Below are 19232 nucleotides of genomic sequence, written 5' to 3'. Positions count from 1 at the left end.
TCAACCCTTTGCCGTACGGGCGTTGAGGCGCGCCGCCGGCCCGGTTGTCAGGCTTCCGGCGTACGAGCGTTGAGGCGCGCCGCCCGCAGCGTGAGGTAGCGCTGCTCGGGCTCGCTGGCGGTCGCCGCGGCCGCCCGCCGATACTGCGCGGCCGCCGCCGGGTGGTCGCCCGCGAGCTCGAGCAGGTGCGCCCGGGTGGCCGCGACGCGATGGTGGCCCGGCAGCCGGTCCTCGACCGCGTCGACCAGCCGCAGTCCCGCCTCCGGACCGTCGACCATGGCCACCGCGATGGCCCGGTTCAGGGTCACGACGGGGCTGGCGGTGATGCGTTCGAGGATTCCGTAGAGAGCGGCGATCTGCGGCCAGTCCGTGTCACCGACCGACGGCGCCCGGTCGTGCAGGGCCGCGATCGCCGCCTGCAGCTGGTATTCGCCGACCCGGCCGAGCCGGAACGCGGCGTCCACCAGGGAGGTGCCCTCCTGGATGAGGCCGAGGTCCCACCGCGACCGGTCCTGCTCGGCCAGCGGCACCAGCTCCCCGCCCGCGGCACTGCGGGCCGGCCGTCGCGCGTCGGTCAGCACCATGAGCGCGAGCAGGCCGGTCACCTCGGTCTCGCCGGGCAGCCGTTCGTGGACCATGCGGGTGAGCCGGATCGCCTCGGCCGCCAGTTCCAGCCGGTGCACGGGCGTCCCGGTGCTGCTCGCGTACCCCTCGTTGAAGATCAGGTAGAGCACGCGCAGGGCGGCCGGCAGCCGGGGCTCGCCGCCGAAACCGGCCCCGGACGCGCGGATCTGCTGCTTGGCCCGGCTGATCCGCTGGCCCATCGTCTTCTCCGGCACCAGGAACGCCCGCGCGATCTCGGCCGTGCTCAGCCCGCCGACCGCCCGCAGCGTCAACGCGACCGCCGACGTGTCGCTCAGCGCCGGGTGGCAGCACAGGAAGAGCACGTCCAGCGTGTCGTCGCGGTCCACGGCGGCACCGGCCGGTTCGCGCAGCGCCGCGAGGATCTCCCGGCGGCGCCGGGCCTGCTCGCCGCGCAGCTGGTCGAGCATCTTGCGGTGCGCGGTCTGGATCAGCCACCCGCGCGGGTTGTCCGGGATCCCGTCGACCGGCCAGCGCGTCGTCGCGGCCAGCAGGGCTTCCTGCACCGCGTCCTCGGCCGCCTCGAAATCGCCGAACCGGTGGTTGAGCACCCCGGCGACTTGCGGCGCGAGGCCGCGGAGCAGGTCGATCACCGCTCGGCCGGCAGCGCCTCGAAGTCGGCGGCCTCCATCACCCGGCGTACGCCGATGGGCTGACGCAGCGGCACCCCGCCCGGCCCCGGCACCGCCGACACGCGGGCGGCGATCTCGAAGGCGCGCTGCTCGGTGGCCACCTCGACGATCTGGAAGCCGGCCAGGAACTCCTTGGACTCCGGGAACACGCCGTCGGTGACGACCGGCGGGCCGCCGTCGCTGGTGACCTCCTTGGCGAACTCGGGCCCGGTCAGCGCGTGCTGGTCGACCAGCTCACCGCTGTCGAGCAGCTCCTGCCGCAGGGCCCCGTAGTAGTCCATGTGCGCCTTGACGTCGTCCGGCTTCCACTCGTCCATCGGCGTGTCCACGTCGCCCGGCCGGTGGTCGACGATCAACAGGTACTTCGGCATGGCAGTCTCCCGTTCTTGTTCTCGCTGACACCCTCAGGACGCCACCGCCCTACGGATTTCGACGTCCGGCCCGGACAATTCTCGGCGCGCTCAGATCCGCATGGTCGATCAGCACGTCGGCGCGGTCCCGCGGGTGACACGCCGCGAAGTAGAGTCGCTGCCCCCCGACGTAGCGGGCCAGGCTCGGATGGGCCGGGTCCGGGGGTGACCCGTCCCGGGCTGCCATCCGGGGCACGGTCACCTCGAACGGCGCGTCCAGGAAGATCGTGAGCTCCCAGAACGCGCGCACCTCGTCGCGCTGCAGAAAGAGCCCGTCCACGATCAGCACGGCGTCCGGTGGCGCGGTCTCCCAGACCAGGTCCTGGACCACATCCGTACGCAGGTCGTGGGCCCGCCGCCGGAAGCGGCGATCCCCACCGGGTCCCAGCGGCCGCAAGACGTCGCGTACCAGAACGGGGTAGTCGTAGCTGTCGAGCCAGAACCCGTCCGCCGACTCCCGCCCCCGCCGGTGCCGCTCGGCCCGGGGGCGGTGGAAGTCGTCCGCCGACACCCGCACAACCTCACGCCCCCGCCCGCGCAGCGCCGCCGCGAGCCGCCCCGCGAAGGTGGTCTTGCCAACCCCGTCCACCCCGTCGACCGCCACCCGGGCCGCCCCCGAAGGCACCAGCGCCGCGACGTCCTGAAGAACCTGCTGCTCCTCGCCAGAAATCGGCGGCCTCCCGACGGTGCTCGACCCTGTCCCCGGGCGTCGAAACTACCGGGCCACCCGCCCCCGCACAGCGACGGCCACCGGTCGACCGGTGGAACGGTAGCGCCCACTAAAGTTCGATGATGATGTTCCTCAGGACGGCGACCGCGCGGCCGGCGCTGCGAAGGCTCGGTCCCGTCCTGGCCGTGATCGTCGTCGCCGCGGCCGTGGCCGGTGCGGTGTCCTGGGCCGAGGTACCCGCCAAGCTGAGCGTCCATGGGGAATTCGTCGATCTTTCCGTTTACCAGTACGGGGGCCGGCTGATTCTGGACGGTCTGCCGCTCTACGGGTCCCGTGACCCGGCGACAGCGCTGCGATTCACCTATCCGCCGTTCGCGGCGGTGGCCATGGTGCCGCTGGAGCCGCTGCCGTTCTGGCTTGCTACGGCGTTGTGGACCGCGGCCTCGGTCGGCGCGCTGGCCGGGGTCGTCCTGCTGGTGACGCGCACGCTCGGCCGTCCCGTTGAAGGGTGGCTGCTCGCACTGCTCACCCTTGGTGCGCTCGCTCTGGAACCGGTGTGGCAGAACCTCACCTTCGGCCAGATCAACCTGCTGCTGATGCTGGCCGTGCTGTTCGATCTGGTCCATCCGGAACGGCGCTGGTCGGGCGTGCTCGTGGGTATCGCCGCCGGGGTGAAACTGACCCCGCTCGTGTTCGTCGTGTTCCTGGTGCTGGTCGGTCGTCGGGCACCAGCGGGGCGGGCGCTGCTGGCCTTCGCCGGCACCATCGCGGTCGGGTTCGCGGTCATCCCGAGCTCGGCCAAGGCGTACTGGACGGAGAACCTCATCGCGGCGGGGCGCGTCGGTCCTCCGGAACTGGCCCACAATCAGTCGGTGTTCGGGGCGCTCACCCGCCTGCTGGACGGTCCGCCGCCGACTCTGCTGTGGCTCGCGGTCGCCGGGCCGCTCGCCCTCGCGGTCCTGGTCGTCGGCGCGATGTGGTGGCGCCGCGGCGACCGGGTACTCGGCACCGGCCTCGCCGCGTTGGCCATGCTGCTCGCCTCGCCGGTCTCGTGGTCCCACCACTGGGTGTGGGCCGTGCCGATCGGGCTGGCGTTGTGGGCGTACAGCCGATGGGCAAGCATCGTGTGGGCCGCGGTGTTTGTGGCCCGCCCGTTCGTGTGGCCACCGTGGGGTCAGAGCCGCGAGTACAGCTGGGGCCTGATCGAGCACGTTCCCGGCAACGCCTACCTCGTCGCCGCGCTGGCCCTCTGCGTCTGGGCGGTGGTGACACTCCGTGTTCCGCCGGTTCTACCCGATGCCCGGCTGAGCGGATCGCCCGCCGTCTCCGCCCGCCTCACGGGCAGAGGCGGGCGAACTCCTGCTGCTGTGCCTCGCGGTCGACCCGGGAGTGGCCCCGGTTCTTGATGCTGATGACCACCTGGTCGGCCGGCACGATGACCGTCGTGGTTCCGCAGGCGACGAGTACGGCGGTATCGCGCCCGCGACCCAGGTAGGTGAGATGGGGTGAGTTCAAGGTCGAAGGCATCGTCGCCGCCTCACCGAGCCAGGTGACCTCGGCCCGGTAGGCCCGCACGTCGATGAACGGGACGATGAGGCCGATCCCGTTGACTGTCTCACCCCGCCCGACCCGATCCGCTTCCCGCTCCATCTTCAGGGTCAGATACCAGTAACCGGCGAGCAGGACCAGCAACGCGATCGCGAACCAGGCGAAGATCGGGTGACCGGCGACGGCCGCCGGCCGTACTGCTTGGAGACGGTCTCCGAGAACGGCTCGGACGAGCAGGAAGGCGACCGTGACGATGAGGACGGCGAGTGCCACCCAGGCCGTCCGGCTCAGCATCGTCAACCTGTCCCAGCCGACCTCCTCGGGCCGGACGCCGAAGTCGTCGTAGAACTCGACGTACAGAACGTTGATGAGCGCGTAGATCGCCGCGCCGAGGACGGCGGTGGCACCGAGCAGCCGTTCGGCGCGGCCGAGAAGCCCGGGTCGAGGGGAGGAATCATGCTTGTCGCCGGTCGGGAGTCCGGGCTCGACCGGCGGTTCCGGTGGGGCAACCATGCCGGGACCGTACGCGTGCGGCCGGTCCCGAGCTGTCGGATCATGACCGGCCGCCGACATCCGACTGTCCGTCAGACGCGCACCGCGGCCAGCTGGGTGGCCTGGGCCACCAGGTTGTCGGCGGCGTCCCAGACCTCGACGACCTCGTCCATCCGGCCGGAGGTGATCTCGTTGGAGTGCATGACCACGCGCACCGGGCCCGGTGCGGGCAGCCGCCGGACGTACGCGGTCAGGCTGAGCGTCGGCGCCCAGCCGGTGACTCCCAGCGTGAGCGACACCGGGGGCGCCGGGTCGGTGGCGATCAGCAGGCTCAGCGGGTCCCAGTCGGCGCCGTCGGCCAGCCTCAGGTAGCCCGCCACCCGTCCGTCCTGGGACGGCTGTCCCGCGGCGAAGCCCAGGCAGGCCGGGTCGAGCCGGTGCTCCACCACGTCGAGCAGGTGCACGGTGAAGGGCGACCCCGGCTGGTTCGAGGGCAGCAGCAGGCAGTCCTCCTCGGCCGGCAGCGCGGGGGGCTTGGCCCGGGCCCACCAGGGCGCGGAGGCGTCGAGCGTGCCCTGGGTGACCAGCGCCTCGGCGCACGGGGTGCCGTCCTGCATCAGCCGGGCGCGGTATTGTCCCGCCGTCCGGCCCTCGCGGAGCGCCTCGACCTCGACCCGGGCCGCCCCCGGCGCGGGTGGGCGCAGGAACGTCGTGGTCATGGCGACGAGGTGGGGGAGCGGGGCCGTGGCCGCCACCGCGCGCCCGAGGACGGCCATCAGGTAGCCGCCGTGCAGCTTGTCGCCGACCGCCCACTGCGGGTCCAGGTCGGCTTGCCGGTCCTGGTCGACGGCGGTCGCCTCGCGGAAGCTCTTCATGCTCCTCACTCTACGATCGGACGGTGGTCAGAGCGATCTTGTTGGATGTCTTCGGCACCCTCGTCCAGGACGACGGCGCGGGCGCCGCCGCGATCGCCGCCGACGTGGCGGCCCGGGCCGGGGTGGTGCCGGCCGAGGTCGTCCGGGATTGGGAGGCCCGGCTGTGGGCGATGGCCGACACCGCGCACGGCGATGGCTTCCGCACCCTGGCCGACCTGAACGCCGCCAGTCTCGCCGAGACGGCTGACTTCTTCGGCGTACGGGTCGACGCGCGCGAGCTGTGCCGGGCCGCGGTGGATCCGGCACCGCCGCTGTTCCCGGACGCGGCACCGTTCCTGGCGTCCCTGGACGTGCCGGTGTGCCTGGTGTCCGACGCGGACAGCGAGCATCTCGGCGCGATCCTGGCCCGGCACGGCGTCGCGGTGGAGCAGGTGGTCACCAGCGAGGACGCCCGGGCCTACAAGCCCCGGCCGGAGCCCTTCCGGATGGCCCTGCGCCGGCTCGGTCTGTCCCCGGCCGACGTCGTCCACATCGGTGACTCGCCGGTCTCCGACCTCGCCGGGGCCGCCGCTCTGGGCATTCCCGCGATCTTCGTCAACCGCGACGGCCGGGACCTGCCGCCCGGCCTGAAACCCCTGCGTACGGTGTCCTCGCTGTCATTCCTATCATCCTAGGACGGCTTACGCGCAGAGATCACCAGCACATACGAGAAGCGACCCTTCGGGCCGCTCCCAACTCCGGCCACAACCATTCAGCTTGGCCGGCGGATGACACGGCCGGCTGTCCACCCTGGCGGGACATGCTGAGCCGGGTCCGCTGGCGGTGCCGGAAAGTGCCGGGAGGTTGTGGCAAACTCCCGCGGGTGGCTGACAAGGGCGGGCTGGAGGCCCGGGCACTGATCGCCGTCGAGGGTGGCGAGTGGTCGGGTCTGCTGTTCGACAACCCGGTGGTCGGGCTGGCCCCGGCGTTGACGTGGACCTGTTCGGTTCCGTTGGCGCCGGTCGACGGTGAGCCGGTCGCGCTCGATCTGGACTGGTTGCCGTGGGTGGTGGCTGATCGGCGGTCGATGGCCGGGCTCGAGGTGTCGTGCGGGTCGTTCGCCGAGCCGGCCGAGGCGAGCGTGTATTTCCGGGCTCATCACCGTTATGACCGGGTGGCGGTGCGGGTGGCCGAGCAGCGGGCTGACCGGATCCGGGTCGTCGCCGCGGTGTCCGGTGACATCGACGGTCTGGGGCCGGAGGAGATCGCGGTCGACTCGTGGCTGTCGTTCGGTGGCATCACGGTGCAGCTCGGTGGGGTGTCGACCGGGGCCGCGGCGCTGGCCCGGCTGGCCGATTTCACCGAGACGGCGGGTCTGGTCGAGGTTGGTGATCCACGGGGCATCGCGTTCCGGTTCCGGCCCGGCTAGCGTGAGGCATGGCCGATGCGGTGGTTGTTCCTGGACGCAGGTTCGGGCCCGGTGCTCCCTTGCCGATGTATGCCGGTGATGTCGCCGAGAAGCGTGGCGCCGCGGTGCGTCGGCACGAGTGGACGGAAGAGCCGCCGGGTCTGAGCGAGGGCTGGGTGCGCGGTCAGATCGAGCCGGTGCTGGCGGGTCTGCCCGGGCAGCCGTTGCTGATCGGTAAGTCGTTGGGGAGTCTGGCGGCGGGGCTGGCGTGTGAGCGCAGTCTGCCGGCGGTGTGGTTGACCCCGTTGCTGACCGAGCCGGGGGTGGTGTCCGCGTTGAGGCGGGCGACGGCTCCTTTCCTGCTGGTCGGGGGCACGGCTGACCAGGCGTGGGACGGTCCTTTGGCGCTGCGGGTGTCGCCCTATGTGGTGGAGGTGCCCGCGGCGGATCACGGGATGTACGTACCGGGGCCGTTGATTGACACGATCGCGGTGCTGGCGCGGATCGTGGTGGCCATCGAGGAGTTTCTGGATGAGGTCGGGTGGCCTTGAGTAATCCGGTTTCGCGGCTGTGGTGGCTCGGCTGATACTGGACCGCTGGTGTTGGTCGTCGGAGGGTGTGGGTTTCATGGGCCGGACTGTGCGGGTGACCGTGCGTGGCAGTTTTGATGGGTTGAGTGCGGCGCAGGTGGCTGAGCTCGAGGCGGCGGCCGCGGAGCACAGTTTCATGAATACGCGGTACACGTCGGAGGGGTATCTGGCGTACGACGTGCCGGCGCGGCCGTTCTTCACGTTCCGGTTCGCCGAGGAGGTGGCCGGGGCCGAGGAGGTGCCGGCGGCGGCGGTGCGGGCGCAGGCCAAGGCGGAGGCGTGGTTGGCCGGGCACGGTTATGCGTTCAAGTCGGTGACGACGCAGGCTGTGGACATGGCCGAGGTGCCGTTGGGTAAGCGGGGCCGTCGTGAGGCGTCCCGGGGCTGAGCGTGACGGATGCCGGGTTGTCGGGTGCCGATCAGGACACGTTTGTCGCGGCGGTCCGGTCGGGTGATCCGGCGCGGTTCTCGGCGCTGACGGAGCGTCACCGGCGTGAGTTGCAGGTGCATTGCTACCGGATGCTCGCGAATTTCGAGGACGCTCAGGACATGACGCAGGAGACGTTCCTGCGGGCGTGGCACAAGCGGGAGTCGTTCCAGGGTCACGCGGCTGTGCGGACCTGGTTGTATCGGATCGCGACGAATGTGTGCCTCGACTTCTTGGCGAAGCGCGACGACCGTACGCCGGTGGCGGGCTCGGAGGTGCCGTATCTGCAGCCGTACCCGGATCGGATGCTCCCGGAGGATCCGCAGGAGTCGGTGGTGTCGCGGGAGACGATCGAGCTGGCGTTCATCGTGGCCGTGCAGCATCTGCCGCCGCGGCAGCGGGCGGTGTTCATCCTGCGTGACGTTCTGGGGTGGCCGGCGTCGAAGGCCGCTGACGCCTTGGAGTTGAGCGTCGCGTCGGTGACCAGCGCGCTGCAGCGGGCGCGGGTGACGATGCGGGGGCAGTTGCCGGACCGCCGTCTCGACTGGCGGAGCCCGGCCCCGCAGGAGTTGTCGGCCGAGGAGCGCGCCGTGGTGCGGTCGTATATCGATGCTCATGAGCGCAGTGATATCGACGGGCTGATGGGCCTGCTGCGCGATGATCTGCGTTTCGTGATGATTCCCGATCCGGGCACCGTGGTGGTCACGGCCCAGGACGCGGTGGACGGCTGGGTCGCTCATGGGCTTTTCCAGCGCGGTTTCGACGACTGGCGTTGTCTCGTCACGACGGTCAACCGCATGCCGGCCGCCGCGCTGTACCTGCGCGGCCTGGATGACTCGGCGTACCGGTTGTTCACCATCGCGGTGCTGCGCGTCGTCGAGGGGCAGGTGGCCGAGCTCACCGGTTTCGACGCCACCGGTAAACCGTGGCTGGGCCTGCCCCCGACGTTGTGATCACCTGTGGCTGGGGCCGCTCATCGTCGTGGCTCGTATCGGGTCAGCACGAGGCCGCCGGGGAAGGTCCGGGTTTCGATCAGTCTCAGGTTGACCCAGCTGTCCAGGGCGGTGAAGAACGGTGTGCCGCCGCCCACCAGGACGGGGTGGGTGACCAGGGCGTATTCGTCGATCAGCCCGGCCCGCACGGCTGCCCCGGCCAGTGTGGCGCCGCAGATGTCCATCGGGCCGCCGTCCTCGGCCTTGAGCCGGCTGATCTCGGCAACGGCGTCGCCGGTGACCAGGCGCGTGTTCCAGCCGGCTTTGTCGATCGTCGAGGAGAACACGACTTTGGGCATGTCGCGCCAGAGGCGCGCGTACTCGATCTCCGCCGGGCCGGCGCCGGGCTGTTGGTCGGCGGTCGGCCAGTGCGAGCTCATCGCCTCCCACAGTTTGCGCCCGTACAGGGTCAGTTCGCTCGCCCGCATCTGCTCGTACCACCACTGGAACATTTCGTCGCTCGGCGACGAGTCGGGTCCGTCACCTCCGCTCCAGCCGAGGTCGTCGCCGGTCGCGGCGATGTAGCCGTCCAGGGTGACGTTCATGCCGTAGATCAGTTTCCGCATCGTGCCAGCCTCCGTGAGTTGATCGCAGAGGTACAGACGGGGGCGGCGCGGAAAGCTAATCGGTCCGGCCTGCGCATGTCGGGGTGACGAAGGCGGCGGTTGACGTGTACGTCCGGCAGGCTGGGCCGGGGAGTGGAGAAAGTTGGCGGGGGGTGTCGATGGGCGCCGGGTCCGATCGTCGTGATGGTGTGCGGCGGGTTGCCGTTCATGGTGAAGGAGGATGACCGTGAAGTACATGTTGCTCATCAACGCTGGTGCTGTCGCCGAGGACGGGTCGGCTGAGGGGTGCACGGTGCAGGACTGGATGAACTACGACAAGGCGGTGCGGGAGGCGGGGATCTTCGTTTCCGGGGAGTCGCTGGCCGATCTGGTCACCGCCACGTCGGTGCGGGTGGGTCCGGACGGGACGCGCACCGTGGTGGACGGCCCGTTCGCCGAGACGCGGGAGGTGCTCGGTGGTTTCTATGTGATCGACGTGCCCGATCTGGATGTGGCGCTCGACTGGGCGGCCCGCTGCCCGGGGGCGCTGGGCGGCGGTTCCATGGTGGTCCGGCCGGTCGCTGACTTCGGGGCGTGATGGAGTCGCCGGTGAGCGGCGCGGTGGAGGCCGTGTTCCGGGAGGAGCACGGCCGGCTGCTGGCGGCGCTGGTGCGGCGGTTCGGTGATCTGGATCTGGCCGAGGAGGTGACGTCGGCCGCGGTGGAGGCGGCGCTGGTGCATTGGCCGGTCGAGGGGGTGCCGTCGAAGCCGGGGGCGTGGTTGATGGCGACGGCCCGGCGTAAGGCCGTGGATCGGTTGCGGCGGGATCGGACGTACGCGGCGAAGTTGGCTCTGGTGCAGGTCGACTCGGTCACCGAGTTGCCGGAGGGCGCCGAGTTCCCGGACGACCGGTTGCAGCTGTTCTTCACGTGTGCGCATCCGGCGTTGGCGCAGGAGGCGCGGGGTGCGTTGACGTTGCGGTGCCTGGCCGGGTTGACCACGCCGGAGGTGGCCCGCGCCTACCTGGTGCCGCCGGCGACGATGGCGCAGCGGATCGTGCGGGCGAAGAAGAAGATCCGGGAGGCGCGGATCCCGTTCCGGGTGCCGGGGGCTGACGAGTTGCCGGGGCGCCTGCCGGGCGTACTGCAAGTGGTGTATTCGATTTTCACCGAGGGCTATGTGGCGAGTTCGGGTCCGCGGTTGCAGCGGGCCGACCTGGCTGAGGAGGCCATCCGGTTGGCGCGGATCCTGCGGCGGTTGTTGCCGGCTGAGCGTGAGGTGTCCGGGTTGCTGGCGTTGATGTTGCTGGTGCATGCCCGGCGGGAGGCGCGGACCGGGCCGGATGGTTCGGTGGTGTTGCTGGCGGATCAGGATCGGGCCGGGTGGGACGCGGCGATGATCGCTGAGGGGCTCGGGTTGGTGCGGGTCGCGCTGACCGGTGGTCCGGCCGGGCCGTACGGGGTGCAGGCGGCCATCGCGGCTCTGCACAACGAGGCCGCGTCGGTGGACACCACGGATTGGCCGCAGGTGGTGGCGCTCTACGACGTGTTGCAGGTGTTGGCGCCGTCGCCGGTGGTGGCTTTGAACCGGGCCGTGGCGGTGGCGATGCGCGACGGCCCAGCGGCTGGTCTCGCTCTGGTGGACGCGTTGAGCGGCGACGAACGCTTGCGCGACTACGGGCCGTTCCACACCGCCCGGGGCGACCTGTTGCAGCGCCTGGGCCGGCTGCCGGAGGCCGCTCAGGCGTACGGGAAGGCTTTGGACCTGGCCGGCACCGACCCGGAACGGGCGCATCTGGCCCGGCGGCTCGACGGGTCGCGAGGGTCCGCTGTCAGTTGAACACCCCGGCCATGCCGGAGCGGCTCAAGAACTGGGCGGCGGAGCATTCCTGCGGGGTGTCTCCGTCGTCCGCGCCGTCGATCACCATGGCCACCGGGTAGCTCTTGTACTCCCAGACGCACATGTAGTGCTCGGAGCCGTCGCCGGCCGTCACCGGGCCGCGGACCCAGGTGCCGAGGACGTCGTCGCTGCCCAGAAGGGTGAAGGTGTCGCTGTCGGCGCCGATCCCGCCGGCGTAGGCGTCGACGACGTCGGGGTAGCCGGCCGAGGAGGCGCGCCAGATGAGGCCGTAGTTGGCGCCGGACGCGCCGGTGCACCAGACGGTGAGCCGGTCGATACCGGAGTCGAAGAAGCCTGAGCGCACGCGGCAGTTCGAGGTGGTCGTGAGCGTGGGCCACACCTTTCTGCTGTCGGCGACCACGGTGGCGGAGCAGCCGCTGGTGCTGAGGGTGCACGCCGCGAGCCCGGCCCGCCGGGTCGGTGTGGGCCGCGTGGTCGCCTCAGTGGTGGTGGCGGTGGTGGTGACGGCGGTCGGTAGCGGGTAGCCGGTGTAGTCGCTCGATTGGCTGGCGGCGTAGGCCGCGCTCACTCCGCCCACCAGCAGGGTGAGCGCGGCCAGCACGGTCACCGCCCGGCGACGGCCGCGTCGCCGGGCGGGTGGGCCGGGCGGCGCGGCGTCGCCGGCCGGGGTCGCCGGCGGTGGCGGTGGTGGCGGGCCCGCCGGTGCCCGGCCGGCCGGGGCGCCCGTAGCTTCCAGCGAAAAAACAACGCTAAGGATCTGGCGTTGAATCTTGGTCTGACCCGCCCGTAACCTGCCGTCCGTTTGGTGACGGTCGATGGCAGGGTGGTGGTTTCATGGCGACTCGGGATGTGTTCTCCGAGGACGAGATGGCACGGTTGAGGTCGTTCCCGGAGATCGGCCGGGTGGAGTTGATTCGGCATTTCACGCTCACGGACGCGGACGAGGCGTTCCTGCGCAAGTTCCGGACGGGCCGCAACGTGCTTGGCGCGGCGGTTCAGCTGTGCGCGTTGCCGTGGCTGGGTTACGTCCCGGATGACGTGAGCTCGGCGCCGGCCGCCGCGGTGGGTCGGCTGTCGCAGCGCCTGGGCGTGCCGATGGGCGAGCTGCGTGACTACGGCGCTCGCAGCCAGACCCGTACCGATCATCTGCGGGAGATCGCTGCGTACGCGGGGTGGCGCACGACGGACGCCGCTGAGTGGAAGGAGCTGGACGAGTTCCTGTTCGCCCGGGCGATGGAGCACGACTCCCCGAAGTTGTTGTTCCGGCTGGCGTGCGAGTTTCTGATCTCGGGGCGGGTGGCTCGGCCGGGTGTGGTCTATCTGCTCGAGCACGTGGCCACGGCCCGCGCCAGGGCGCGGGAGGAGACGTGGGCCCGGGTCGAGCACCTGCTGTCTGACCGACGGCGGGCTGAACTGGATCTGTTGCTCGTGTCGGACGCGTACCTGGGGCGTACGCCGCTGGCGTGGCTGGGGGTGGGGCCGACGTCGTCGAGCCCGGCCGCGGTGAAGGCGGAGCTGGAGAAGCTGGCGTACCTGCGCCGGCTCGACGCGCACACGATGGACCTGTCGGACCTGCCCGCGGAGCGGCGCCGGTTCCTGGCCGGGGTCGGGCGGCGGCTGACTGCGCAGGCGTTGCAGCGCCGGGAGCCGCAACGGCGGTATCCGATCCTGCTGACGGTGCTGGCGCAGTCCGCCGTTGACGTCCTGGACGAGACGTTGCTGCTGTTCGATCAGGCGATCTCCGGGCGGGAGTCCGCGGCGAAGGCGAAGATGACCGAGGCTTTGGCCGAGCGTGCCCGCGGCGGGGAGAACCGGCAGCAGCTGCTGGACGAGATCCTGGCGATCGTGCTGGACCCGGTCGTGGGTGACGAGCAGGTCGGCGGGCTGATCCGCACCCGGGTGGGGATGGAACGGCTGCGGGGTGCGTGGGCGGTCAAGCAGGAACGGCTGCCCCGCGATCACGGCCACCTCGCGATGATGGATGCGTCGATGAACTATCTGCGCCAGTTCGCCCCGGCCGTGTTGGCGGCGGTGCAGTTCGCCGGCGGGCCGGGCACCGAACTGCTGCTGCAAGCGGTGTCGATGCTGGCCGGGCTTTACGCCACCGGCACCCGCAAGGTCCCGGCGTCCGCACCGGTCGGGTTCGTGCCAACGAAGTGGGCCGGCTACCTCGGCGCCGCCGCCGAATCCGGGGACGTGACCGCGTACCGGCACTACTGGGAGCTGTGCGTGCTGGTCGGGCTGCGTGACGGGCTGCGCTCCGGCGATGTGTTCGTGCCCGGCAGCCGCCGGTACGCCGATCCGGCGTCGTTCCTGCTCACCCCGCAGGCCTGGGAGCCGCAGCGGATCGAGTTCTGCACCCTGGTCGGCAAGCCCGCCGCTGCAGCGGACGCCCTCGCGCAGGCCGACGACGAGCTGCACACCGCGCTGGGTGAGCTGGAGACGCTGCTGGCCAAGGGCACGACCGGGCAAGTCCGGCTCACCGACGACGGCGAACTGATCATCCCGCCGCTGACCGCTGAGGACGTCCCGGCCGAGGCCGACGTGCTACGCACCGAGCTGGCCGGCATGCTGCCCCGCCTACCCCTCGCCTCGGTGCTGGTGGAGGTCGACGCCCGGACCGGGTTCACCGACCACCTCGTGCACGCGGGCGGGAAGGTGAACCGGCCGGCTGAGCTCAAGCGCAACCTGATGTACGTGATCATCGCCGAGGCCACCAACATGGGCCTGACCGCGATGGCCGAGTCCTGCGGGGTGCCGTACGACGTGCTCGCCTGGACCGCCGAGTGGTACTTCCGTCCCGAGACCTTGGAGGCGGCGAACGCGGCGATCGTGAACTACCACCACCGGCTCCCGCTGACCCGCAGCTTCGGCACCGGCACCCTGTCCTCTTCTGACGGACAAAGGTTCCCGGTCAAGGGCAAGTCCATCACCGCCCGGCACCTGTCGCGCTACTTCGCCCGCGGGCAGGGCATCTCCACCTACACCCACGTCTCCGACCAGCACGCCACCTACGACACCAAAGTCATCGTGGCCACCGCCCCCGAGAGCCACTACGTCCTCGACGGGATCCTCGGCAACGAGACGGACCTGCCGATCCACGAACACGCCACCGATACCCACGGCGCGACCCTGGCGAACTTCGCCCTGTTCGACCTGGTCGGCAAGCAGCTCTCCCCACGGATCCGCGACCTCGGGAAGATCACCCTGTACCGCACCGGCGGCAAGGCCGACTTCGAGGACCGCTACCCGCTGGTCGGACCGCTGCTGACCCGCCGGTGCAACACCGACCTGATCACGGGCATGTGGGACGACCTGCTCCGCGTCGCCGCAAGCGTGAAGGGAGGTCACGCCACCGCCGCCCTGGTCGTCGGGAAGCTGTGCTCGTCCAAACGGCAGCAGAACGCGCTGACCAGCGCGATCAAGGAGTACGGGGCTTTGCGCCGCACCCTGTACGCCACCCGCTATCTGGCCGACGAAACGTACCGGCGGCGGATCTCCCGGCAGCTCAACAAGGGCGAGAACCTGCACGCCCTGCGCCGCTCGCTGGCGTACGCGGCCGAGGGGGCGCTGCGGCGCCGGCACCATGAGCAGCAGTCCGAGCAGATGTGGTGCCTGACCGTGGCCACCAACGCCATCGTGTGCTGGTCGACCGAATACCACGGCCTGGGCGTCGCCGCGCTGCGCCGCGACGGCCGCGAGGTCGACGACGAGGTCCTAGCGCACATCTGGCCGACCCACCACGAGAACGTGCACTTCTACGGCACCCATTCGGTCGACATCGACGGCGAGCTCGCCCAGCTCGACGCCGACGGGTACCGGCCGCTGCGCCCGGCCGTCCTGCCCTCCTTGGACTGACCGGCGGCGGGGAGCCGGCGGTGTCAAGCACCGTCGGTGGCACCGCGTTTTCCGATGGTGAGGATTTCCCCGGCGTGCCGCCGCGGCGACATACCGTGACGGTCATGAATGAGGTGGAGGAGCCGGAAGTACCTGAGTAGGTCCGGGACCTGCGGCTGTTGCGCGAGCACGCCGGGGCCCCGTACCCGCACCGTTGACGAGCACATGTTCGCCGTCGAGCGCTCGTCGTTTCGGCTGCCGCTGTTCACCGGCCCGGGTCTTCAGCCGGTGGCGGTGGCCCTGTCTTGAGGGCCTGGCGGGCCGATCAGTAGTGCGCCCGCTGCTCAGGTAGGTCGTTGGTCGTACATCGTGGGTGATGTTATCGGCCGCTCGTGATTTCAGCCCCGACGGTGAGAAGTTGATCTAGACGTGCTGTTGTTCGTGGAGGGGGCAGGCGGATGGTGACGGTGATGCCGGATGGCTGCTGAGCGCTGACGGTGAGGGTGCCGTGGTGGTGGGCAATGGTGGCGCGGCTGAGTGTCAGGCCGAGTCCGTGCCCGGGGTTCCGGTGTGGCGGGCGTTACTGCGGCGGCAGAGCCGGCCGGTGAGGTGGGCGTGTTCGTCGGCGAGCAGCACGGTGGTGGGTTAGTGACGGCGCTTGGGTCTGGTGAGGACCGGAAAGTAACGCTAAGGCTGATCTTGAAAGTGATCGAGCGGGCGTCCACATCGGCGCCCCCTCCTCGTCTCTAGTGATCTATTGCTCGGCCAGGCCGGGCCGGTCTTCGCACAGGAGGACCCAAACTGCGGTCGTTTGAATGGTGCCGTCGCTGTTCACGGTCGACAGAGCGACCGCGGATGAGGTGACGAGGTCACGGTGGCTGTCGGGAACAGTGCGGATCGTCATGAGCCGGTCATCCCGTCCTGGTCATCCGTTGCCTGTGCTGCCAGTGCCTGCTCGCGCTCGAGCGAGATGTCTCGTAGCAGTGCGGTGTCTTGATAGAAGGATCGCTTCTTCACGATCTTTCCGTCCCTGACGTCGACCAACTCGAGCACGGTCATCTTCCAGGAATTTTTATGAATGTCCGTCCCGCTGTTGGTGGCCACCACGACCACACGAGAGGGGCCGTCGGCGATAAGTTCGTCGATTGTGATAGTAGTGACGTCTAAGCCGGTGAGCTGATGCATTCGGTGCCGCGCTGGCCCGATGTCGGCGCCAAAGTAGACACCGCTCGCGGGGTGCCCCCAGTTGAGTTCGACTTCTTGTTCGTCGGTGAGCGCTTTGATGGTCGCGAAGTCTGGGCCGGGAATGGTCAGTACGGCTTCATAAAAACGGCGAACAACGTCTTTGTTGAATTCGGTATTATCGGGCTTCTGACGAGTCATTGCTAGTCTCTTCCTGTTCTATTTTCGGCCAGTATGGGCCAGGTCAGCAGTCGTGTGCCGGCGGCAACGACGTCGTGCAGGGCTACTGGAGAGATCTATTTGTTTTTGGCGCGGCTCTGGGCGCGTCAACGGTGTTCGCGGACGCGCTCGACGGTCCAGCCGATGAATTCGGCGATGTCCTCATCGGGGGTTAATTCGTCTACGACCCACTCTTGAAGTGCCCGCCGCAGCGATGGGGGTACTCCCGGAGTGGTGACGTCGGCGGTGTAATGCCCTTCGTACTGGCCGCCGGTGATTCGGCGGGCCTCGTCCGCAAGGAAGGGTGCCCGCAGGTAGTGCCGGACGTGGACCTGGCAGCAGTCGCCATGGTGATTGTCATCGCCTCCGACTGCCTCGGTCGGAGGCCTCCCGTCGTTCATCATTGCCTTGTTCTGCCGGGGGGAGCGTCGCGGGTCGGACCGGGGCGCGGAGTGGCTGGCGCGTTCAGCTGCCTGTTCACGCGATTCTAGAAGACGGCTATCGGAATCTCCGCGCCTCAGCACGCGACTCATTGCAGAAGAAATTCGTTACGTTTCTGAATCTCGTCCTCGGTTGCCGGGAAGAAAGTCGCAAGCCCGAAGCTGACGACGTCCGCCTGAACGTTTTCAACGAACGGACGGAGATTGCGGTCGTAGGCCTCGAAGGCAGCGTCGATGTCCGTCCCATGCTGCTCGAGTGCGTCGCCCAGTGCTGTGGCGCCGATGATCGCGAGGGACCCACCCATGCCGGCCGCGGGAGAGGCGCAGTAGGCGGCGTCGCCGACCAACGCAATCCGCCCTTCGGACCATCGGGGCATTTTGACCTGGCACAGCTTGTCGAAATAGAAGTTGTCCGCTGTCGCCATGTCTTTGAGTAGGTCGGCCGAGCGCCACCCGTGGTCTGTGAAGCGGTCGATGAGGATCTGCCGCTGCTCGTCCTGGTTCCGGTAGTCATAGGGGATCTCGGTCTCGGAGCGGAAAAGGAAGCAGATGTCTGTCTTGTCCACGTACGAGTTCAGCATGACTGTCTTGCCGGGAACGGAATTGATGACGGTGGTGTTCGGTTCGACGATGCCCTTGTCCACGATCGAGATCGCGAAGTAGGCGCCGAGGAAGTGGCTGAACTCTGACTCGGCTCCGAAGCGGAGCTTCCTGACGAGAGAGTGGTTGCCGTCGCAGCCGAAGACCATGGCGAAGTCGCGGTCCTTGGCGGTGCGAAATGTTGCACGCACACCGTCAGGGGTATCGGTGAGGGTGGTGATGGAGTCGCCGAAGATCACTTCGACGTCGTCCTTGATGTTGTCGAACAGAATCCGGAGCAGGTCGTCGCGGGGGACCTCGTACCGGGCCTGATCGCCGTCTTCGTCGAGGGGTTCTGCCTCCATCCGGGCTTCGACGGTGTCGTCTACGCGCTTGAACTCTGTTAACCGGGGCGGCAAGGCGTGCGCCCGCACCTCGTCGAAGATGTTCATTCGCTTCACGATGTCTACCGTCTGGTCCACGATGTCGACGGGCGTACCGCCCTTCTTCAGGCCTTGGGCGACCTCCACCAGGGTGACCTGGTAACCCTGATTGTTCAGCCAGTAGGCGGTCGTGAGACCGGCGAAGCTGGCTCCTGAGACGAGTACGTTCGTGCCGTTCACGATGGGCTCCTTGCTTGATGGGTGGGGATGTCGTGATGCCGGGTGCTCAGCCCGGCGAGGTGGCGGCGTTCGCGAGCAGTCCGGCGAACGTCTGGTCGAGCTGCTCAAGGCGACGTGCAGCGTGGCGGGCATCGTGTCGGCTGATCGCCCTGGAGCGAGTGGGCAGCACGTTCTCGCCGATCTGGTCGTAAATGGCGTGAATGGCGGCGACGATCGCCGCGGCGTGCGAGTGGGCGATGCTCGGCGGGATCTCGGGAATGGTTCGAGGGTCGCCTCGGTGATGACCTGGGCTTGGCGCTCTCGCTCAGCGTATGGAAGCGGCCCACCCGCCGGGCACGCCGCTGAGGAACTGCTGGTCCGGCGATGCTGGCGAGATGAGGACTCGGGTGTTCTTCATGAGGTGGCTCCTGGGGAAATCGTCGTGACGCTGCGGAAGGTGCGGTCGAGATCGTCGAACGCGATAGCGGCGGCCCATGTCATGTCGGCTGCCAGGGCGGCAGACGGGCCTGAGTCCAGGAGGCTGGCACCGATCCGGTCGGTGATCGTCTGGACGACGCTGATGAGCGCCGCGGCGTGTGCTCTCGCGACGATCGGTTCCAGGGCCGGGCAGGTGCTGGTGATCGACGCCGCCACCGCGTCGACCTGCCGCTCCCGGAACTCGAGGGCGAACCGGCGCAGAACAGCGCTTTCGACGCATTGCGCGGGGAACTCGCCGCGCGCCAACCGCGGGTCGGCGTGACGATAGCGGTCGATGTCAGCCTCGACGAGTGGGCGCAGTGCGCCGGCGGGGCTCACCCCTTCGGCACGTTCGAGCACGGCGTGCCGGTACAGCTCAAGGAACTCGTCGACCCGGTCGAGCACGAGGTCCTGCTTGGCCGGGAAGTAGTTGTAGACAGTCTGATCCGACACGTTCGCCGCACGAGCCACATCCAGGATCGACACCGCTTCATAGTCGCGCTCGGCGAACAGGGCGGCAGCCACATCAGCGATCCGCTCCCGCGTCTGCGCCTTCTTACGGTCCCGGAGACCTTGTTCTCGACCCATGCCCTGACCCTAGCAGAAATCTTGGTCACACCAAATTTTTGTGATAACCAAGTCATTGCTTGCAGTATCACGTTGTTGAAGAAATGGACGCTGAGGAGCGAATGCACCTTCTGGCTCGCAGAAACGGTCCATTCTGAGAAGGAACCCGCAACCGGGCCCGGCACTGCCGATCTAGGCCAGATCCGTTCTCACAACCCGTTCTCACGCAAGAGTGTCGCAACGTGGTTCTGAGAAATGT

The 19232-nt window shown here is 69.1% G+C and carries 20 protein-coding genes and 1 pseudogene; 9 read left to right on the top strand and 12 right to left on the bottom strand.

Translation table 11 applies throughout. The features are described from left to right. Positions 1 to 47 precede the first annotated feature (47 nt). The 3 genes from NAG42_RS40030 to NAG42_RS40020 are packed head-to-tail and all read right to left on the bottom strand — an operon-like array spanning position 48 to position 2309. A complete protein-coding gene (locus NAG42_RS40030) occupies positions 48 to 1235 on the bottom strand; it encodes an RNA polymerase sigma factor (protein ID WP_250037678.1) in 1188 nt (395 codons plus the stop codon). Then, a complete protein-coding gene (locus NAG42_RS40025; protein ID WP_250037676.1) occupies positions 1232 to 1645 on the bottom strand; it encodes a YciI family protein in 414 nt (137 codons plus the stop codon). The genes NAG42_RS40030 and NAG42_RS40025 overlap by 4 nt, the downstream gene beginning before the upstream one ends. 49 nt (positions 1646 to 1694) lie before the next feature. Continuing rightward, positions 1695 to 2309, bottom strand: a complete 615-nt coding sequence (locus tag NAG42_RS40020; RefSeq protein WP_250037674.1) for a nucleoside/nucleotide kinase family protein — start codon at positions 2307 to 2309, stop codon at positions 1695 to 1697. A gap of 167 nt (positions 2310 to 2476) precedes the next feature. Between NAG42_RS40020 and NAG42_RS40015 the strand changes: the two genes are divergently transcribed. After that, on the top strand, positions 2477 to 3760 hold the full coding sequence (locus tag NAG42_RS40015) for a glycosyltransferase 87 family protein (RefSeq protein WP_250037672.1): 1284 nt from the start codon (positions 2477 to 2479) through the stop codon (positions 3758 to 3760). Here NAG42_RS40015 and NAG42_RS40010 read toward each other — a convergent pair. Continuing rightward, positions 3690 to 4415, bottom strand: a complete 726-nt coding sequence (locus NAG42_RS40010; RefSeq protein ID WP_250037670.1) for a hypothetical protein — start codon at positions 4413 to 4415, stop codon at positions 3690 to 3692. The two genes, NAG42_RS40015 and NAG42_RS40010, sit on opposite strands and share 71 nt — an antisense overlap. A gap of 71 nt (positions 4416 to 4486) precedes the next feature. Next, positions 4487 to 5269, bottom strand: coding sequence for a thioesterase family protein (locus NAG42_RS40005; RefSeq protein WP_250037669.1), 783 nt, complete (start codon positions 5267 to 5269; stop codon positions 4487 to 4489). 23 nt (positions 5270 to 5292) lie between these two features. Between NAG42_RS40005 and NAG42_RS40000 the strand changes: the two genes are divergently transcribed. The 5 genes from NAG42_RS40000 (at position 5293) to NAG42_RS39980 (ending at position 8626) form a co-directional block, all read left to right on the top strand. Next, on the top strand, positions 5293 to 5943 hold the full coding sequence (locus tag NAG42_RS40000; protein ID WP_250037668.1) for an HAD family hydrolase: 651 nt from the start codon (positions 5293 to 5295) through the stop codon (positions 5941 to 5943). Positions 5944 to 6131: 188 nt separating this feature from the next. Further along, positions 6132 to 6677 carry a hypothetical protein gene (locus tag NAG42_RS39995; protein WP_250037667.1) on the top strand — a complete coding sequence of 182 codons (546 nt, stop codon included), beginning with the start codon at positions 6132 to 6134 and terminating at the stop codon, positions 6675 to 6677. A gap of 8 nt (positions 6678 to 6685) precedes the next feature. Then, positions 6686 to 7207: an alpha/beta hydrolase gene (locus NAG42_RS39990; protein ID WP_250037666.1), complete on the top strand. Its 522-nt coding sequence runs from the start codon at positions 6686 to 6688 to the stop codon at positions 7205 to 7207. A gap of 76 nt (positions 7208 to 7283) precedes the next feature. Next, positions 7284 to 7634, top strand: a complete 351-nt coding sequence (locus NAG42_RS39985) for a DUF6204 family protein (RefSeq protein ID WP_250037665.1) — start codon at positions 7284 to 7286, stop codon at positions 7632 to 7634. A 2-nt stretch (positions 7635 to 7636) separates the two neighbouring features. Beyond that, positions 7637 to 8626, top strand: coding sequence for an RNA polymerase subunit sigma-70 (locus NAG42_RS39980; protein WP_250037664.1), 990 nt, complete (start codon positions 7637 to 7639; stop codon positions 8624 to 8626). Between the two features lie 20 nt (positions 8627 to 8646). Here NAG42_RS39980 and NAG42_RS39975 read toward each other — a convergent pair whose 3' ends face one another. Then, on the bottom strand, positions 8647 to 9231 hold the full coding sequence (locus tag NAG42_RS39975; RefSeq protein WP_250037663.1) for a dihydrofolate reductase family protein: 585 nt from the start codon (positions 9229 to 9231) through the stop codon (positions 8647 to 8649). A 235-nt stretch (positions 9232 to 9466) separates the two neighbouring features. Here NAG42_RS39975 and NAG42_RS39970 point away from each other — a divergent pair, with 235 nt between their 5' ends. Both NAG42_RS39970 and NAG42_RS39965 read left to right on the top strand, forming a co-directional pair. Continuing rightward, positions 9467 to 9808: a YciI family protein gene (locus NAG42_RS39970; RefSeq protein WP_250037871.1), complete on the top strand. Its 342-nt coding sequence runs from the start codon at positions 9467 to 9469 to the stop codon at positions 9806 to 9808. Then, a complete protein-coding gene (locus NAG42_RS39965; protein WP_438872518.1) occupies positions 9808 to 11049 on the top strand; it encodes an RNA polymerase sigma factor in 1242 nt (413 codons plus the stop codon). Before NAG42_RS39970 ends, NAG42_RS39965 begins: the two co-directional genes overlap by 1 nt. On the opposite strand, the gene NAG42_RS39960 is transcribed toward NAG42_RS39965, so the two are convergent. Beyond that, on the bottom strand, positions 11042 to 11677 hold the full coding sequence (locus tag NAG42_RS39960) for a hypothetical protein (protein WP_250037660.1): 636 nt from the start codon (positions 11675 to 11677) through the stop codon (positions 11042 to 11044). The two genes, NAG42_RS39965 and NAG42_RS39960, sit on opposite strands and share 8 nt — an antisense overlap. A gap of 227 nt (positions 11678 to 11904) precedes the next feature. Between NAG42_RS39960 and NAG42_RS39955 the strand changes: the two genes are divergently transcribed. Continuing rightward, entirely contained in the window at positions 11905 to 14928 is a 3024-nt protein-coding gene (locus NAG42_RS39955) for a Tn3 family transposase (RefSeq protein ID WP_250037658.1), read from the top strand. Between the two features lie 358 nt (positions 14929 to 15286). Here the strand turns inward: NAG42_RS39955 and NAG42_RS45435 are convergent. The 5 genes and pseudogenes from NAG42_RS45435 to NAG42_RS39935 all read right to left on the bottom strand — a co-directional run. Next, positions 15287 to 15460 (bottom strand): annotated as a pseudogene (locus tag NAG42_RS45435) (hypothetical protein); the annotation flags it as partial. Positions 15461 to 15807: 347 nt separating this feature from the next. Further along, positions 15808 to 16290, bottom strand: a complete 483-nt coding sequence (locus NAG42_RS39950; protein WP_250037656.1) for a nuclear transport factor 2 family protein — start codon at positions 16288 to 16290, stop codon at positions 15808 to 15810. Between the two features lie 125 nt (positions 16291 to 16415). Continuing rightward, positions 16416 to 16709 (bottom strand): hypothetical protein, encoded by a 294-nt coding sequence (locus tag NAG42_RS39945; protein ID WP_250037654.1) that lies wholly within the window; start codon positions 16707 to 16709, stop codon positions 16416 to 16418. A gap of 128 nt (positions 16710 to 16837) precedes the next feature. Next, positions 16838 to 17950 carry an FAD-dependent monooxygenase gene (locus NAG42_RS39940; protein WP_250037652.1) on the bottom strand — a complete coding sequence of 371 codons (1113 nt, stop codon included), beginning with the start codon at positions 17948 to 17950 and terminating at the stop codon, positions 16838 to 16840. Positions 17951 to 18343: 393 nt separating this feature from the next. After that, entirely contained in the window at positions 18344 to 18994 is a 651-nt protein-coding gene (locus NAG42_RS39935) for a TetR/AcrR family transcriptional regulator (RefSeq protein WP_250037650.1), read from the bottom strand. Positions 18995 to 19232: the final 238 nt, after the last annotated feature.

The sequence above is a fragment of the Paractinoplanes maris genome (assembly GCF_023544465.1).
Lineage (GTDB): Bacteria > Actinomycetota > Actinomycetes > Mycobacteriales > Micromonosporaceae > Actinoplanes > Actinoplanes maris.
This window is presented reverse-complemented; position numbering and strand designations above follow the sequence as displayed.

Excerpts from the sequence above, each read along its gene's own strand:
- NAG42_RS40025 (WP_250037676.1), bottom strand. The coding sequence starts at position 1,645 with ATGCCGAAGTACCTGTTGATCGTCGACCACCGGCCGGGCGACGTGGAC.
- NAG42_RS40015 (WP_250037672.1), top strand. The coding sequence starts at position 2,477 with ATGATGTTCCTCAGGACGGCGACCGCGCGGCCGGCGCTGCGAAGGCTC.
- NAG42_RS40010 (WP_250037670.1), bottom strand. The coding sequence starts at position 4,415 with ATGGTTGCCCCACCGGAACCGCCGGTCGAGCCCGGACTCCCGACCGGC.
- NAG42_RS40005 (WP_250037669.1), bottom strand. The coding sequence starts at position 5,269 with ATGAAGAGCTTCCGCGAGGCGACCGCCGTCGACCAGGACCGGCAAGCC.
- NAG42_RS39990 (WP_250037666.1), top strand. The coding sequence starts at position 6,686 with ATGGCCGATGCGGTGGTTGTTCCTGGACGCAGGTTCGGGCCCGGTGCT.
- NAG42_RS39985 (WP_250037665.1), top strand. The coding sequence starts at position 7,284 with ATGGGCCGGACTGTGCGGGTGACCGTGCGTGGCAGTTTTGATGGGTTG.
- NAG42_RS39975 (WP_250037663.1), bottom strand. The coding sequence starts at position 9,231 with ATGCGGAAACTGATCTACGGCATGAACGTCACCCTGGACGGCTACATC.
- NAG42_RS39970 (WP_250037871.1), top strand. The coding sequence starts at position 9,467 with ATGTTGCTCATCAACGCTGGTGCTGTCGCCGAGGACGGGTCGGCTGAG.
- NAG42_RS39965 (WP_438872518.1), top strand. The coding sequence starts at position 9,808 with ATGGAGTCGCCGGTGAGCGGCGCGGTGGAGGCCGTGTTCCGGGAGGAG.
- NAG42_RS39955 (WP_250037658.1), top strand. The coding sequence starts at position 11,905 with ATGGCGACTCGGGATGTGTTCTCCGAGGACGAGATGGCACGGTTGAGG.
- NAG42_RS39950 (WP_250037656.1), bottom strand. The coding sequence starts at position 16,290 with ATGACTCGTCAGAAGCCCGATAATACCGAATTCAACAAAGACGTTGTT.
- NAG42_RS39945 (WP_250037654.1), bottom strand. The coding sequence starts at position 16,709 with ATGAACGACGGGAGGCCTCCGACCGAGGCAGTCGGAGGCGATGACAAT.
- NAG42_RS39935 (WP_250037650.1), bottom strand. The coding sequence starts at position 18,994 with ATGGGTCGAGAACAAGGTCTCCGGGACCGTAAGAAGGCGCAGACGCGG.